Here is a 15,854-nt window from a genome sequence, read left to right on the forward strand (position 1 = left end):
CCCAGCGACACCGTCGTGTGCAAGAAGCCGTCGTCCGGCAAGGACGACTGACCCGTCCCCACCGAGGGCGCCAGCAGGTAAGGACTTTCGGCCCTGCTGCATCGCGTGTGGGCCGTGCCACGTTTGGAAACGGCGGGTGACAGGCGACCCGCGGCGAGTCCGTCCACGTGACGCGGGTCGCCTCCTCCCAGATTCCACCGGGGTTCCATGGGTGCACACGAGGCAGAGACGGTGACACGCACCCCCACCCTTCTCGACGCCGTGCTGCCCCTGGTGTTGCTGGCGGGGATGATCGCGGGAGCGCTCGCGCTGTTCGGGTTGGACGCGCTCGACGGCCCCATCCAAGTGGCCCTGGTGCTGTGCTGCGCCGTCACCGCGCTGATCGCGATGAGGAACGGTCACACGTTCGGGGTCGTGCAGGAGACCGGACGGGCCGCCCTGGCATCCATCACCAGCGCCATCTTCATCCTGCTGGCCGTCGGCGCCCTGATCGGCGTCTGGAACCTGTCGGGGACCATCCCCACCCTGGTCCACTACGGCATGCAGGTGCTCTCGCCCCAGTGGTACTACCCTGCCGCCGCCGTCATCTGCGGGATCGTGGCGCTGAGTATTGGCAGTTCCTGGACCACCGCGGCGACCATCGGTGTCGGGCTGGTGGGCGTCGCCGACCTCATCGGGGTCTCGCCCGCCATCACCGCGGGCGCCGTCATCTCGGGCGCGTACCTGGGGGACAAGACGTCGCCGCTGTCGGAGACCACGATCCTCACCGCCCAGATGGTCGAGGTGGATGTCTACGAGCACATCAAGCGCCAGGTGTGGACCTCGGTGCCGGCGTTCCTGATCGCGATCGGCGTGTTCTCGGCGCTGGCGGCCAGCACCTCCGCCACGGCGTCCGAGGCCGAGACGACCTCGGACCTGGCCATGCTCGACGAGATCTACACGATCACCCCGTGGGCGCTGCTGCCGCTGCTCCTGCTCGCCGTGCTGTCGGCCCGCCGGGTCCCGGCGTCGTTGGCCCTGGGGGCAGCGACGTTGTTCGCCGGACTTCTCGGGGCGTTCCTGCAACCCGACGTGTACGCCGGCTTCGTCGTGGGCGAGGGCAACGTCGTCCTCGAGTCGATCAAGGCGGTGTGGACGGCGATGGCCAACGGCTTCACCATCGACTCCGGAATCGCCGACATCGACCGTCTCCTGTCGCGTGGCGGCATGGACAGCATGCTGCTCACGATCTGGCTGATCATCGGGGCCGTCACCTTCGGCGCCATGCTGGCCGACTTCGGGCTCATCGACCGTCTCGTGCAGCCCATGGTCCGGGCCGCCTCGACCACCGGACGGTTGTTCCTCACCGTGTTCGCCTGCGGCGTGGGCCTCAATGTCGTCGCGGGCGACCAGTACATCGCCCTCGTCCTGCCCAGCCGGATCTTCCGCGCGGAGTTCGCCCGCCGGGGACTGGCACCGACCAACCTGTCCCGGCTCGCCGCGGACTGCGGCACCGTGACCTCGCCACTGGTGCCGTGGAACTCGTGCGGCGCCTTCATGTCGGCGACCCTCGGCGTGGGCACGCTCCTGTACCTGCCGTACGCGGTCTTCTGCTACGCCAGTCCGGCGCTCAGCGTGCTGTACGGCGTCACCGGATTCCGGATCGAGCGCGTCGAGCCGATCGACCCCGACCACACCACGAGCGACCAGGAGACGGTATGAGTCAGGACACCGCGTCACCCCCCGCCGCCGACTCGGGGAAGATGAGTCTGCCGACGCTGACCATGATGGTGGTGGGCGGCATGGTCGGGGCGGGAGTCTTCTCGTTGCCGGCCCGCTTCGGCGTTGCCACAGGCATCTTGGGGTCCTTGATCGCGTGGGCGATCGCCGGCACCGGCATGCTGATGCTGGCCTTCGTCTTCCAGAACCTCGCCGTACGCCGTCCCGACCTCGACTCCGGCGTCTTCATCTACGCCAAGGCCGGGTTCGGTGACTACGCGGGCTTCAACTCCGCCATCGGCTTCTGGGCCAGCGCGGTGGCCGGCAACGCCTTCTACTGGGTCTTCATCGGCGCCACGATGAGCACCTGGTTCCACGGCTTCGGCGACGGCGACACCGTCCTGGCCGCGGCCCTGGGCAGCGCGGGGGTGTGGCTCTTCCACGTGCTGATCGCGCGCGGTGTGCGGGACGCGGCGATCATCAACCGGATCGTGACGATCTTCAAGGTCCTGCCGATCCTGGTCTTCATCGTGGTCCTCTTCGCCGCCTTCGACTCGGGGATCTTCGCCGACAACTGGACCGCGTACGGGTACGGCGACCTGGGCGGCCTCAACGAGCAGGTCCGCAACACGATGATCGTGACGACGTTCGTGTTCCTGGGCATCGAGGGGGCGTCGGTCTACTCGCGCTACGCCAAGAAGCGTGAGGACGTCGGCAAGGCGACGGTGCTGGGCTTCCTGAGCGTGCTCTCCATCTTCGCCCTGGTGACGCTGTCGTCGTACTCCGTGATGGCGCAGCCGGAGATCGCGGGGACGCGGCAGCCCTCGATGATCGGCCTCTTCGAGCACGTGGTGGGCCCGTGGGGCGGGACGTTCATCTCGCTCGCCGTCATCGTGTCGGTCCTCGGCGCCTACCTCGCGTGGACGCTGATGGCCGCCGAGGTCATGTACGTGCCGGCCAAGAGTGACGACTTCCCGAAGTTCCTGGGGCGCGAGAACGCCAACGGCACCCCCATCACGGCGCTCATCGTCACCTCGATGGCGGTCCAGGCGCTGCTGGCCGTGACGCTGGTGCTGACCGACGCCCTCAACTTCATGCTCGACCTGTGCACCTCGCTCGCCCTGATCCCGTACTTCCTGGCCGCGGCGTACGCGTTGAAGATCGGCATCACCGGCGAGGGGTACGACGGGGTCGACCCGGCGCGCCGCCGCAGGGAGACGGTGGTGGCCGGCATCGCGACGGTGTACACGATGTTCCTGTTCGACGCCGCCGGACTTCAGTTCCTCCTCCTCTCGACTGTGCTGCTCGCGCCTGCGACGCTGCTCTACGTGAAGGCGCGCAGCGAGAGCAACCAGCGCCTCTTCACGCCGACGGAGGCGGCGCTGTGCGCCGTCATCGTCGTCGCCGGCGTCATCGGCGCGGTCGGACTCTGGACCGGCCGCATCGCACTGTGATCCCATCGTCAGCCCGTACTTCGTGAGAAAGGCGTCACCCATGACCGAGGCCACCGCTTCCACCACCTACGGAGTGCACTCCGAGGTCGGCAGGCTGAGAAAGGTCCTGGTGTGCTCACCGGGGTTGGCGCACCGCCGACTCACGCCGTCCAACAACGACGACCTGCTCTTCGACGACGTGATGTGGGTGGAGAACGCCCAGCGCGACCACGCGGACTTCGTCAACAAGCTGACCCAGCGCGGGGTCGAGGTCGTCGAGCTGCACGACGTGCTGGCCCAGACGCTGCAGGTCGAGGGGGCCAAGGACTGGCTGCTGGACCGCAAGGTCGAGCTCAACCACGTGGGGCTGGGCCTGGTCGACGACACCCGCGCCTACCTCAGCGAGCTGGAGCCGCGGCAGCTGAGCGAGTTCATGATCGGCGGCCTGGCCACCAGCGACCTGCCGTCCGACTTCCGTTCCGACTACCTCGCCCTGGTGCAGGAGTCCACGGGCGCCCGCGAGTACCTCCTCCCGCCGCTGCCCAACACCCTGTACACCCGCGACACGACCTGCTGGCTGTACGGCGGGCTGACCATGAACCCGCTGTACTGGCCGGCGCGCAAGGAGGAGACGCTGCTGTACAAGGCGATCTACTCCTTCCACCCCGACTTCGTCGGCTCCACGGTGTGGTGGGGCGACCCCGAGAAGGAGTGGGGCCAGGCCACCTTCGAGGGCGGCGACATCATGCCGGTCGGCAACGGCGTGGTGCTGATGGGGATGAGCGAGCGGACCTCGCGCCAGGCCATCACCCAGGTCGCGAAGGCGCTGTTCGAGCAGGGGGCCGCCCAGCGGGTGATCGTCGCCGGGATGCCGCGGCTGCGTGCCGCCATGCACCTGGACACGGTCTTCACGTTCGTGGACCGCGACGTGGTCACCCTGTACCCGAAGATCATGGACGCGGTGCACACGTTCACGCTGCTGCCCTCCGACAAGGCTCCGGGCGTGGAGGTCGTGGACGAGGGGAGCACCCCGTTCGTCGACGTGGTCGCGAAGGCCCTGGGCCTGGACGCGCTGCGCGTGATCGACACCGGGGGAGACGTGTACCAGTCCGAGCGCCAGCAGTGGGACAGCGGCAACAACGCGGTCGCGGTGGAGCCCGGCGTGGTGTTCACCTACGACCGCAACACGCTCACCAACACCCTGCTGCGCAAGGCCGGCATCGAGGTCATCACGATCGTCGGCGCCGAGCTCGGCCGGGGCCGCGGCGGCGGCCACTGCATGACCTGCCCGATCGTGCGGGACCCCGTCGACTACTGACGCCGTGGCCTCACCCCGGCCCGGCCGGGGTGAGGTACCGCAGCGAGTGGTGCGTACGGAAGCCGAGCGGCCCGTACAGCGCCAGGGCGGCGTCGTTGTCGACCTCCACGTGCAGCCACGCCGTGGTGGCGCCCAGGGAGCCGCCCCAGTCGAGGAGCTCCGCGACGACGGCTCGAGCCAGTCCTCGCCGGCGGTGGGCGGGGTCGACCTCGACTCCGTGCAGGCCGAGCCAGTCCTCGTGGAACCCGGCCCGGCCGCGCGCGACGCCGTCCCCGACGACGACCTCGACCCGGTCGCCGTCGACCGCCAGGTGCACCTCCTCGACCGGTGCCGGGCCCCGGCTGGCGCGCAGCGCGGTGGCCAGCGAGGCGACCTGGAAGTGCGAGTCGCCCCCGGGCACGGGCTGCCACCCCAGCGTCGTCAGGGCCTCCTCGGTGGCGGACCCGGCCTCCACCTGGGCCATGGCGGGGCGCCCGCGGGCCGCGTAGAACGCCTGCACCGCCTCCGCGGCCTCGGCAGGCTCCAGCCCGCTGTCCCCGAGCGCGAGGGCAGAGTTGGCGCGCTTGAGGGGGCGCCCGACGGGGGCGGGGTCGCAGCGCAGCACCCACTCGCCCAGCACGGCGGTCTCGACGTGCGGCCACAGTGCGAGCGCGTGCCGCTCAGCGACGTGAGCGGGTACCCGCTGGCGCACCGACGCACGGGGAGGGACGGGCTTGCCGGTGACGATCGTGGCGAGGGGGACCTCGACGGTGCCGCGATCTGTCTGGAGCACGGCTGACGTGGGCCCCCACGTCTGACATACTCCCAGTATGTCGGTGGCTCGGCCATCCGGGAGCAGGTGCCGGAGGACGATCCGTTGACCCACCACCTGTGGGCCGAGTCGATGGCTTCCCAGAGTGTGGTGTTCCGCGCCGAACTGCATGTGGTGATATTAGAGTTGAACCACATCCGCTTCACCCGCCCCAGGAGGAACTGGTGACCTACGTCATCGCCCAGCCGTGCGTCGACCTCAAGGACCGAGCGTGCGTCGACGAGTGCCCCGTGGACTGCATCTACGAGGGCAAGCGGATGCTGTACATCCACCCCGACGAGTGCGTCGACTGCGGTGCCTGTGAGCCCGTCTGCCCCGTCGAGGCCATCTTCTACGAGGACGACGTCCCCGAGGAGTGGAAGGACTTCTACGACGCCAACGTCGGCTTCTTCTCCGACCTCGGCTCGCCCGGTGGCGCCGCCAAGATGGGCGAGATCGACTCCGACCACGCGTTCGTCGCGGCTCTCCCGCCGCAGGAGCACGACGAGTAAGTGCCCGCTCCGCTCGGGGGAGTCTCCGCGAGGCTCCCCGACTTCCCCTGGGACAAGCTGACCTCGTACGCCGCGACGGCGCGGGCCCACCCCGACGGGATCGTCGACCTCTCGGTCGGCACCCCCGTGGACCCGACGCCGGACGTGGTGGCCGACGCCCTGCGCGCGGCCGCCGACTCGCCCGGATACCCGGTGACGATCGGCCTGGTCGAGACCCGGCAGGCCGTCATCGACTGGTTGGGGCGCCGCTTCGGCGTGCGCGGCCTCGGCCTCGACGCCGTGCTGCCCGTCGTCGGTTCCAAGGAGCTCATCGCCTCGATGGCGTTCCACCTCGGCGTCGGTCCCGGCGACCTGGTGGTCCACCCCGAGCTGGCCTACCCGACGTACGAGGTCGGCACCGCACTGGCCGGTGCCCGCTCGCTGGCCACCGACTCGCTCACCGCGATCGGTCCTGAGGTGCCCGCGATCCTGTGGATCAACAGCCCCTCCAACCCGACCGGCCGCGTCCTGGGGGTCGAGCACCTCAAGAAGGTCGTCGAGTGGTGCCGCGACCGGGGGACGCTCCTCATCTCAGACGAGTGCTACCTCGAGTGCGCGTGGGACCCGGACAACCTGCCCGTCTCGGTGCTGCACCCCGACGTGTGCGGTGACAGCCACGAGGGCATCCTCGCGATCCACTCGCTGTCCAAGCAGTCCAACCTGGGCGGCTACCGCTGCGCGTCGGTGGTCGGCGACCCGGCCGTCGTCAAGGAGCTGCTCGCGGTCCGCAAGAACCTCGGCCTCATGATGCCCGGCCCCCAGCAGCACGCCATGGCTGCGGCCCTGGCCGACGACGAGCACGTCGACGCCCAGCACGCCGTGTACGCGGCCCGCCGGGTGCGGCTCAAGGCCGCCCTCGAGCGCGCCGGGTTCCGCGTGGACCACTCCGAGGCGGCGCTGTACCTCTGGTCGACCCGCGGCGAACCGTGCTGGGAGACCGTCGCGTGGCTCGCCGAACGCGGCATCCTCGCCGCGCCCGGCGACTTCTACGGCCCCGCCGGTGCGCAGCACGTACGGATCGCGATCACGGCCACCGACGAGCGGATCGACGCCGCCATCGCACGCCTCGACGCCTGAGACCCACCTCGTCCGATCCGGCTCCGGAGCACGGGGGAGTTGGGCCATAATGACGCCCATGTGGGGCTCCAACGCTGACCGTCGGTTCCCGTGGCGACGGTCGGTGGGGGCGCTCGTCACGCTCCTGGCGACCACGTCGCTGGCCGCGCTGAGCCCGACCGCGCAGGCCGGGGCGGAGCCGGCCGACGCCGAGGTCGTGGCCCCGTCGGCGAGCGCACCCGTCGTGCGCGGCGACGCACCCCGGACGCACCCCGCGGCACCCGCGCCCGGCGACATGGTCACCTTCACCGGGCGGACCCGCACCGCGTTCGCCCGTACCGTCCGGCTGCAGCGGCGCACCGACGGGGTCTGGCGCACCGTCGCCCGCGCCCGCAGCACGCGCTCCGGCGCTTACCGGCTCAGCCGCCCGGTCGCGACGGCCGGCCACTTCCGCGTCGAGGCGCCCCGCGCAAGGCGCCCCGGCACCTCGCGCCCCGCGGCCCGCTGGCGCTCCCCGGCGGTACGCGTCGTCCCCGGCCTCGTGGCCACCACCCTCACCGTCGACGGCGAGTCGTGGAGCGAGCCCGGCACGGAGGCGTGGACCGCGGACGTGCGACCGGTCGAGGCCGGACGCCGGGTCACCGTCGAGGTCCTCGAGCACGACGCGTGGGTGGCCGTCGGCGAGGTCCGCCAGGGCACGCAGGCGCGGGTCACCCTGCCCACCTCGACGCTCGCGCCCGGGGGGCACCTCCTGCGCGTCACCGCGCAACCCACGCGGCGCCTGGCCACCTCCGAGTCGGTGCACCCGCTGACCGTCCTGGAGCCGGCTGCCCCCGACCCGGTGGCCCGGGGAACCCTGCCGCGCGTCGACGTCGTCACCGAGGACGGGCAGGACGTCCTCAGCAAGACCGACTACTCGCGCGCGCAGATCACGCTGGACGCGTCCGGGACGACGGACGGTTCAGGGGCGCCCCTGGCCTCCGCCGCGGTCGGCGGACGGCTCCGCGTACGCGGCAACTCGACGTCGTGGGCGCAGGTCAAGCTGCCGTACAAGGTGAAGCTCGACGAGCGCACCAGCCTCCTCGGCATGCCCGCCTCCAAGGACTGGGTGCTGCTCGCCAACTTCTACGACCGCTCCCTGATGCGCAACGCGGCAGCCTTCCACGCCGCCCGACGCATCGGCGTGGAGTGGTCACCGCGGATGTACGACGTCGAGGTGTGGCTCAACGGCACCTACCGCGGCGTCTACCAGCTGGGCGAGGGGATCGAGGTCGAGCCCGGGCGCGTCGACCTCGGCGCCGACGAGCTCCCCGAGGACCCCGCCGACGGCGGCTTCCTGCTCGAGGCCGACCACTGGCCCGACACCGACCCGTCCTTCGTCACCACCCAGGGCATCCAGATCTACCTCAAGGAGGGCGGCGCCGACACCCAGGCGTACCTCGACCAGGTCGCCGCGCAGATCCAGGCCTTCGAGGACGTCCTCTACTCCGAGGAGTTCCTCGACCCCGTCCACGGGTACCGGCCGCTGGTCGGCCTCGAGGAGATCGCCGACTGGTACCTGGTCAACGAGCTCACCAAGAACGTCGAGTCCAACTTCGGCACCAGCGTGTGGATCAAGCGCGACGTCGGGGGACCCCTCACCATGGGGCCGCCCTGGGACCACGACCAGTCCGCCGGCTACCAGACGGCCTTCGGCGTGGACGACCCCGAGGGCTGGTTCCTGCACCACGGCCCGTTGAAGCCCGGCGTCGAACGATCCCCCGGCATGGCGGACGGGCCGGAGGGCTCGTGGATCAACCGGATGCTGAAGGACCCGGTCTTCCGCGACCTCGTCAAGCAACGCTGGCAGCGGATCTCCCCACGGCTCCACGCGCTGGTGCCCGACCTGGCCGCGCACGCCGACCGGATCCAGGCGGCCGCGGAACGCAACTTCGCGCCCCGCGCCGAGGGCGGTGCCGGCCAGTTCCTCGGGCCGACCATCCTCGACGGAGGAACCACGATCCTGCACCACACGACGTGGCGCCCCCACGCCGACACCGTGGTCACCTGGTACGCCCAGCGCATCGCCTGGCTCGACCGGGCGATGCCGACGCTGGGCAGCGACACCCTGCCCTGAGAGGGTGACGCGACCTACCGCGCTCTCCCAGGTTCGCGCTACCGCGCGGTGTCCACGTGGACGTGGTCCCGGTGCTCCAGGATCGCCCGGTCGCCGCGCGAGCTCGACGGGACGCGGTAGTCGCGCCACTCGTCCCGGCCGGCCTTCCAGATCCGGTCGTCGAAGATCACCGTCTCGATGGCCAGACGGTCCGCCTGGGCCACCAGGTAGTGGGCGATCGCCCAGCCCAGCTTGCGGTTCTCCGCGTTGACCGGGCGTACGAACGCGTCGATCGCCCGACCCTCGTAGTGGGCCGAACCCCGCATGTGGCCGGTGCTGACGCCGCGCGGCTCGAAGCCACCGAGCGGCACCCCGAACAGGGCGTCGATCTCCTCCCGCACCGCCGCCGCGCGCGGGACCAGACCGGCCTCGTCGAGCTCGAGCACGTCCTCGGCCTCGTCGTCGGCCAACGAGCACCAGAACGCCTCCGGCGAGTTCCCGGTCAGCGCGGAGGCCAGGACGCGGGCGTCGGCCTCGTGCTTCGCGTACGCCTCCGGGTGGGCCGAGCGCTGCACCGTCTGGGCCGCGACGGTGATCTCCATCTCCCGGTAGCCGGAGACCTTCGCCAAGGCGTCGTAGAAGCGGTTGGTCGCGTACACCGGGTCGAGGATCTGCTCGACCGTGCCCCAGCCCTGCGAGGGCCGCTGCTGGAACAGCCCCACCGAGTCGCGGTCACCGTGCTCGATGTTGAGCATCCCCGACTCCTGGTACGCGGTGGCCAACGCGATCGTGGCCGCCCGGGCCGGCATCCCGCGCTGCACGGACAGGGCCGTGATCAGCGCGGCGTTGCCCGCCTGCTCCGGGCTCAGCGTGACGCGGTGCCCGTCCACCTCCGCGACGCAGCGCTCCGGACCCGCCAGCGGGCCGATGCCCCGGAGGCGGCCCAGCGCGTACACCCCGACGCTGGCCAGCAGGGCCAGCACGACGAGGACACCGAGCCCGACCCTCCACCCCCGGGACACGACGGCTCCGGGCTCAGTTGGCGTGCAGGACGGCGTTGAGGGCGATGCCGTCGCCCTTCCAGGCGACCGCCTCGACCGCGCCGGTGACCGAGTTGCGGCGGAACAGCACGTTGGAGGCGCCGGAGAGCTCCGACGCCTTCACCACGCGGGACTCCTCGCCCGACAGTACGGTCACCTTGGTGCCGGCGGTGACGTAGCAGCCGGCCTCGACCACGCAGTCGTCGCCCAGGGAGATGCCGATGCCCGCGTTGGCGCCGAGCAGGCACCGCTCACCCACGGAGATGACCTCCTTGCCGCCGCCCGACAGGGTGCCCATGATCGAGGCGCCGCCGCCGACGTCGGAGCCGTCGCCCACGACGACGCCGGCCGAGATGCGGCCCTCGACCATCGAGGCGCCCAGCGTGCCGGCGTTGAAGTTGACGAAGCCCTCGTGCATCACGGTGGTGCCGCTGGCCAGGTGGGCGCCCAGGCGGACCCGGTCGGCGTCGGCGATCCGGACGCCGCTGGGGATGACGTAGTCGACCAGACGGGGGAACTTGTCGACCCCGAACACGGTCACGTGCTGCCCGGCCGCGCGCAGGCGGGCGCGGGTGAGCTCGAAGCCCTCGATGGCGCACGGGCCGGCGGAGGTCCACACCACGTTGGTCAGCAGGCCGAAGACGCCGTCCATCGAGATCGTGTGCGGGCGGACCAGGCGCGAGGAGAGCAGGTGCAGGCGCAGCCACACGTCCTCGGTCGAGGTCGGGGCCGTCGACAGGTCGTCGATGGTGACCGTACGCAGCTCGCGCGTCACCCGGCGGGCCTCGTCGGCACCGACGAGGGCTGCCAGCTCGGCCGGGGGCTGCGACCCGTCCGAGTCGCCCAGGGCGGGGGCGGGGAACCAGACGTCGAGGACGTTGCCCTCCGCGTCGATGGTGGCGAGGCCGTGGCCCCAGGCAGTGGTGGCAAGAACGTCAGTCACGCTGCTGGATTCTACGGAACCGGGCCGCACCGCCGGTGCCACGACCCGCCTCGCGATACACCAGTGCGGAGCGTCGCGCCGTGACCCACGACACCCTTTTCTCCCGGTGGGCGCGACGGACCCCACGCGACCGCGCAGGGCAGGCATACAGTCGATGAGTGAGCAAGAGCCCGACATTCCAGCACCTGACCGCTCCCGGCCGCATCGGCCCGATGGAGCTGCGCAACCGCATCGTCCTCCCCGCGATGGACATGAACGTCTCCGAGCACGGCGAGATCGAGCAGACCGAGATCGACCACTACGTCGCGCGGGCGGCAGGTGGCGCGGGCCTCATCATCACCGGCGCGTGCGCGATCGCCTTCCCGGTCGGTGCGGCCTCCCTCAAGGAGCCCGGCCTCTCGGACGACAAGTACATCCCCGGGATGAAGGCCCTCGCCGACGCGGTGCACGCCGCCGGCTCCAAGCTCTGCATCCAGTCGACCCACCACGGCAAGGTGGCGCGCGTCGACACCGCGAACGACCGGCCGCTGATCGCGCCCAGCATCCCCGACTACACCTACGACATGAGCGCCATGGCGGACTGCACCCGCGAAGAGCTCGGCCGGATGGCTGCCGCGACCGGCGGCAAGCAGGGCGAGTACCACGAGATGACCCTCGAGGACATCGACTGGCTCGTGGAGACCTGGGCCGAGGCCGCCGACCGCATCGCCCGCGCCGGCGCGGACGCGATCGAGATCCACGTCGCCCACGGCTACATCCTCGGCGTCTTCCTCAACCAGCGCGACAACCTGCGCACCGACGAGTACGGCGGTTCCCTGGAGAACCGGGCCCGCCTGGCCGTACGGGTCATCAGCGCCGTCCGCGAGCGCGTGGGGGACCGGCTCGCCGTCATCGTGCGTGTCGCGGGCGAGGAGTTCGGCCAGGAGGGCGGCCTCACCCTGGCGGAGTCCACGCAGGCCGCCGCACTCTTCGAGAAGGCCGGCGCCGACGCCATCCACGTCACCGGCTGGGGCCGCAACCCGTTCGCCAACTTCACCGACGGCCCGCTGCCCAACAAGGTCGGGGCGTACGTCGACGCCGCCGCCGAGGTCAAGAAGCACGTCTCCATCCCCGTGATCGCGGTGGGCCGGATGCTGCCCGAGGTCGCCGAGGAGGCGATCGCCGGCGGTCGCATCGACTTCGCCGCGATGGGACGCCAGCTCCTGGCCGACCCGGAGCTGCCCAACAAGATCACCGAGGGACGCGCCGACCAGGTCCGCCCCTGCATCAACTGCTACCTGTGCGTCAACGAGAACTTCTTCGACGACACCCCGTTCTGCGCGGTCAACCCGGCGCTGGGCAACGAGACGGTCCTGCCGCTGCTGCCGACGCGCACCCGCAAGCACGTCGTCGTGGTCGGCGCCGGCCCCGGCGGGCTGGAGACGGCCCGCGTGCTCACCGAGCGCGGGCACCGTGTGACGGTGCTGGACAAGTCGGACCGCATCGGCGGCACCATGTGGTTCTCCACGCTCACCACCCCCGACAACGAGCGGCTGCTGGTGTGGCTGCGCGAGGAGGTCGAGCGCCTCGGCATCGACGTGCGCCTCAAGACGGAGGCGACCGTGGAGACGGTCCGCGCGCTCGCTCCCGACCACGTCGTGGTCGCGACCGGTGCGGTGCGGCCCAAGCCCGACTTCCCCGGCGGCGACCTGCCGATCGTCCAGACCGGCGACACCCTGCGTGCCCTCATGCTGGGCAGCGCGGAGAAGGGCGACGCCGGCCTGGTCCTGCGTACGCTCGGCAAGCTCGGCAAGCTGTCGGGCGTCACCAAGAGCCCCGAGGCGGTGCGTCAGGTGACCAAGAAGTTCCTGCCGATGGGCAAGGACGTCGTGGTCATCGGTGGTTCGCTGGTCGGGCTCGAGCTGGCCGAGTTCCTGGCCCACCGCGACCGCAACGTCACCCTGCTCCACGAGTCCCAGGCGCTGGGCCTCCCGCTGGCGATGCCGCGCCGCTGGACCGCGGTCAAGGACTCCAAGGAGCACGGCGTCGCGATCCACCGCAACGTCACGGTCGAGCGCATCACCGAGAGCTCGGTGGAGTGGCGCGAGGGCGAGACGCTGCACACCGCTCCGGCGGACATGGTCGTGTACGCCGACGGCACCACCGCCGCCGCCCCGCTCGCCGACGCCCTGCGCGCGGCCGGTGTGAGCGTCGACGTGGTGGGTGACGCCGGCGAGGTGGGCTACATCCACGGCGCCATCCACTCTGCCTGGGGAGTCGCGGCGACGCTCTGAGCCTCCGGCTCCACCCAGACGTCCCGCCGGGGCGGTCGGTCCACCGGCCGCCCCGTCGGCGTTCCCGGGCACGGTCGGCCGAGAAGTTACCCGCGGGTCACGAACCTATTCCCATGTCGTCGCCGCGTGGCTAGGGTCACGCGGGACGGTCGCACTCGGCGCCGTCGCGGACATGACATCGGGAGGGTGCCATGAACGAGTTCGTACGACGCCGCGCACGGGTGCGGGTCAGGGGAGGGGCCGCTGCGGCGGCCGTCGTGCTCGCAGGTGCGGTGCTCGCCGCGCCAGGAACGGCGCTGGCCGCTGCAGCGCCGGCGGACCACGTGTGCACCGCCTACGGCGACGACGTGCCGTGGCCGATCAAGTTCGGCCTCGACACCGACCTCGCAGCGAGCGCACCAGCTGGTAGCGCCCTCAACGGCAACGTCACGACGTCGGTCGACATCCCGGCCGAGGTCGCCGGTGCCATGGCGGGGTTCGGGATCGTCACGTTCTCGGCCACGTTCCGGACCACCGTGTCCGTGGGCGGGGTCGACGTGGTCACGACCAGCCCCGAGGTCAGCCAGCCCGTCAACGCCGGCGGGTTCTCCGTCAGCGCGCGCGGCCCGTTGTCTGCGACGGCGCCGTCGGCCGCCGGACCGTCCACGATCCTGGGCAAGCGTGTCGCGGTCTCCCTCAAGCTCGAGGACGCCAAGGGCAACGACCCGCTGGCGTCCATGGGCTCCCTCGTCCTCGACTGCACGTCGCCGGCCAACCTGGTCGTGGACACCCTCGACGTGACGCCCCCCGCCACCAAGATCGGCACCTCGGTGGCCGTGTCGCCGGGCTCGTTCAAGGCGGGCCGCAAGGGCAAGGTCGCCGTGACCGTCAGGGCACTGAGCGGTACGGCCCCGACCGGCAAGGTCACCGTCAAGGTGACCGGGAAGTCCGGAACGAAGCGGGTGAACCTGACCAAGAAGGTCACCCTCACCAAGGGGAAGGCCGTCCTCGCCCTGGGCACCCTCAAGAAGGGGAAGCTGACCGTCGTGGCCACCTACGCGGGCTCGGCGCGGCACACGAAGTCCAGCGCTCGGAAGGTCATCAGGATCTCCTGAGGCCGGTCCCGGACAGCACAGGAGGCCGTCACCCCTGGGGTGACGGCCTCCTGTCGTGTGTCAGTGGGTGCTCAGTGGCCGGTGCGGCCGTCGATGCACTCGCGGATGAGGTCGGCGTGCCCGAGGTGGCGCGCGTACTCCTCGATCATGTGCATGACCACGTCGCGCACCTCGTTGAGCTGTCCGTCCACGCGGACCAGGTCGCTCATCTCGACGCGGCGCAGCAGGTCACGGCTGTGGTGGACCTCGAAGCGCCACAGCGCCCACGCGCTGTCGACGAGGGCCTGGTTGACCTCGTGGCCGAACTCGAAGCCGGCGTCGTCACCCTCGCCGCTGAACAGGCGGGGGAGGGTGGGCTCGTTGCCCAGGATGCGTCGGAACCAGTGGTGCTCGACGCGGGAGAGGTGGCGGACCAGGCCGAGCAGGGAGATGGCGGACGGAGGGACCGCGCGGGTGCCCATCTGCTCCGCCGTCAGGCCCTGGCACTTCCGCTCCAGCGCACCCCGGTAGTAGTCGAGGTACTCGACCAGGTTCTGGCGCTCGCCTCGCGGCGCAGCGGGAACCTGACGCTGTGAGGGGACCGACGGGGTCCACACGGCGAACTGGCTCATGGGGACAAGGATCGGGGTGCTGCGGCCCGAAAAGCAACGCTTTCGGGTGGCCAATTTTCTCGATGTCTAGACCAGATGGTCCAGTGCTCAACCACCCGGACGGGTCAGGGGGTCCCGGGCGGGCTACTCGCCGGTACTTCCGTCGAGCCGTTCACGCAGCAGATCGGCGTGCCCGAGGTGCCGTGCGTACTCCTCCACGACGTGCACGACGAGGTCGCGCACGCTGATGGTGGAGTCGCCGTCCTTGGGGATCTCGACCTCGAAGGCCTCCTCGGGAAGCCCGCTGGTCAGCTCGTCCGCGTGGTCCACCTCGGCCTGCCAGCTCTCCCACGCCTCGGCCACCGCCTGCGGCGTCGGGGTGACGTCGTCGAAGCCGTTGGAGGGGTCGCCGGCCCACAGGTACGTCAGGTCCAGCCGCTCTCCCAGGACGCGGCGGAACCAGTGGTGCTCGACGCCGGTGAGGTGTCGTACGAGGCCCACCATCGAGAGCGTGGAGGGCGGCACGGCGCGCCGGGCCATCTGCTCGGCGTCCAGCCCCCGGCACTTCTCCAGCAGGGTCGCCCGCTGCGTGGCCAGGTGCTCCAGCACCGTCGCCTTCTCGCCGCGTGCGGGTCGCGTGGCAGGGGTCGCCTGGGGTCGCCACGGGGGTTCGGGTGCCTTGGCGCCGAACGCACTCCAGGTCTCGCTCACGCAGACATTGAACAGCCAGACGCTGCCCGGCGCCCCGAATCGGCGAAATCGGCAGCGGCCAAACCGATTGGGCGCCCGTGCGGCCGCGGGATACGCTGGGAGGACAGGCGTTCGAGCCGTCATCAGCGGCGAGCCTCCGGAAGAACAGGTCTCCCACCCCGGGGAGCGCCCCAGTAGAACCGGACGGGAGTGGCCCGTCACAGCCGGCAACGAGCGGTCCGTGCCACGCGCACGGACAAGCGAGGTGGTACCGCGGCTCACG

13 protein-coding genes are annotated in these 15,854 nt (G+C 71.1%); 8 read left to right on the forward strand and 5 right to left on the reverse strand.

The window, feature by feature from the left end; translation table 11 throughout:
- Positions 1–231 precede the first annotated feature (231 nt).
- From ACI379_RS10305 to ACI379_RS10315, 3 genes are read left to right on the forward strand one after another with little or no spacing between them, the layout of a single operon-like run.
- Positions 232–1,701 (forward strand): Na+/H+ antiporter NhaC family protein, encoded by a 1,470-nt coding sequence (locus tag ACI379_RS10305; protein WP_439791991.1) that lies wholly within the window; start codon positions 232–234, stop codon positions 1,699–1,701.
- Positions 1,698–3,152 carry a basic amino acid/polyamine antiporter gene (locus ACI379_RS10310; protein ID WP_439791992.1) on the forward strand — a complete coding sequence of 485 codons (1,455 nt, stop codon included), beginning with the start codon at positions 1,698–1,700 and terminating at the stop codon, positions 3,150–3,152. Before ACI379_RS10305 ends, ACI379_RS10310 begins: the two co-directional genes overlap by 4 nt.
- Before the next feature lie 40 nt (positions 3,153–3,192).
- Complete coding sequence (locus ACI379_RS10315) at positions 3,193–4,449, forward strand: arginine deiminase (RefSeq protein ID WP_439791993.1); 1,257 nt, start codon at positions 3,193–3,195, stop codon at positions 4,447–4,449.
- Between the two features lie 10 nt (positions 4,450–4,459).
- Here ACI379_RS10315 and ACI379_RS10320 read toward each other — a convergent pair whose 3' ends face one another.
- Positions 4,460–5,371 (reverse strand): GNAT family N-acetyltransferase, encoded by a 912-nt coding sequence (locus tag ACI379_RS10320; RefSeq protein WP_439791994.1) that lies wholly within the window; start codon positions 5,369–5,371, stop codon positions 4,460–4,462.
- Positions 5,372–5,424: 53 nt separating this feature from the next.
- Between ACI379_RS10320 and fdxA the strand changes: the two genes are divergently transcribed.
- The 3 genes from fdxA to ACI379_RS10335 are packed head-to-tail and all read left to right on the forward strand — an operon-like array spanning position 5,425 to position 8,962.
- Positions 5,425–5,751 carry a ferredoxin gene (fdxA, locus tag ACI379_RS10325; protein WP_439791995.1) on the forward strand — a complete coding sequence of 109 codons (327 nt, stop codon included), beginning with the start codon at positions 5,425–5,427 and terminating at the stop codon, positions 5,749–5,751.
- On the forward strand, positions 5,752–6,867 hold the full coding sequence (gene dapC, locus ACI379_RS10330; RefSeq protein WP_439791996.1) for a succinyldiaminopimelate transaminase: 1,116 nt from the start codon (positions 5,752–5,754) through the stop codon (positions 6,865–6,867).
- A 58-nt stretch (positions 6,868–6,925) separates the two neighbouring features.
- Positions 6,926–8,962 (forward strand): CotH kinase family protein, encoded by a 2,037-nt coding sequence (locus ACI379_RS10335; RefSeq protein ID WP_439791997.1) that lies wholly within the window; start codon positions 6,926–6,928, stop codon positions 8,960–8,962.
- A gap of 38 nt (positions 8,963–9,000) precedes the next feature.
- Here the strand turns inward: ACI379_RS10335 and ACI379_RS10340 are convergent, their stop codons facing one another.
- Both ACI379_RS10340 and dapD read right to left on the reverse strand, forming a co-directional pair.
- A complete protein-coding gene (locus ACI379_RS10340; protein ID WP_439791998.1) occupies positions 9,001–9,963 on the reverse strand; it encodes a hypothetical protein in 963 nt (320 codons plus the stop codon).
- A 13-nt stretch (positions 9,964–9,976) separates the two neighbouring features.
- Positions 9,977–10,924: a 2,3,4,5-tetrahydropyridine-2,6-dicarboxylate N-succinyltransferase gene (gene dapD / locus ACI379_RS10345; protein WP_439791999.1), complete on the reverse strand. Its 948-nt coding sequence runs from the start codon at positions 10,922–10,924 to the stop codon at positions 9,977–9,979.
- Between the two features lie 158 nt (positions 10,925–11,082).
- Here dapD and ACI379_RS10350 point away from each other — a divergent pair, with 158 nt between their 5' ends.
- Together ACI379_RS10350 and ACI379_RS10355 are read left to right on the forward strand one after the other, a co-directional pair.
- Positions 11,083–13,197 (forward strand): FAD-dependent oxidoreductase, encoded by a 2,115-nt coding sequence (locus ACI379_RS10350; protein WP_439792000.1) that lies wholly within the window; start codon positions 11,083–11,085, stop codon positions 13,195–13,197.
- Between the two features lie 191 nt (positions 13,198–13,388).
- The gene (locus ACI379_RS10355) at positions 13,389–14,291 is read left to right on the forward strand and encodes an Ig-like domain repeat protein (protein WP_439792001.1); all 903 of its coding nucleotides are present in this window, start codon (positions 13,389–13,391) and stop codon (positions 14,289–14,291) included.
- 71 nt (positions 14,292–14,362) lie between these two features.
- Here the strand turns inward: ACI379_RS10355 and ACI379_RS10360 are convergent, their stop codons facing one another.
- Together ACI379_RS10360 and ACI379_RS10365 are read right to left on the reverse strand one after the other, a co-directional pair.
- Positions 14,363–14,902, reverse strand: a complete 540-nt coding sequence (locus ACI379_RS10360) for a DinB family protein (RefSeq protein WP_439792002.1) — start codon at positions 14,900–14,902, stop codon at positions 14,363–14,365.
- Between the two features lie 123 nt (positions 14,903–15,025).
- Positions 15,026–15,592 (reverse strand): DinB family protein, encoded by a 567-nt coding sequence (locus ACI379_RS10365; protein ID WP_439792003.1) that lies wholly within the window; start codon positions 15,590–15,592, stop codon positions 15,026–15,028.
- Positions 15,593–15,854: the final 262 nt, after the last annotated feature.

It is taken from the genome of Nocardioides sp. (assembly GCF_051876515.1).
GTDB lineage: Bacteria > Actinomycetota > Actinomycetes > Propionibacteriales > Nocardioidaceae > Nocardioides.

What these genes read in the sequence shown, in the direction of transcription:
- ACI379_RS10310 (WP_439791992.1), top strand. Translation starts at nt 1,698, where the DNA reads ATGAGTCAGGACACCGCGTCACCCCCCGCCGCCGACTCGGGGAAGATG.
- ACI379_RS10315 (WP_439791993.1), top strand. Translation starts at nt 3,193, where the DNA reads ATGACCGAGGCCACCGCTTCCACCACCTACGGAGTGCACTCCGAGGTC.
- ACI379_RS10320 (WP_439791994.1), bottom strand. Translation starts at nt 5,371, where the DNA reads ATGCAGTTCGGCGCGGAACACCACACTCTGGGAAGCCATCGACTCGGC.
- ACI379_RS10335 (WP_439791997.1), top strand. Translation starts at nt 6,926, where the DNA reads ATGTGGGGCTCCAACGCTGACCGTCGGTTCCCGTGGCGACGGTCGGTG.
- ACI379_RS10355 (WP_439792001.1), top strand. Translation starts at nt 13,389, where the DNA reads ATGAACGAGTTCGTACGACGCCGCGCACGGGTGCGGGTCAGGGGAGGG.
- ACI379_RS10360 (WP_439792002.1), bottom strand. Translation starts at nt 14,902, where the DNA reads ATGAGCCAGTTCGCCGTGTGGACCCCGTCGGTCCCCTCACAGCGTCAG.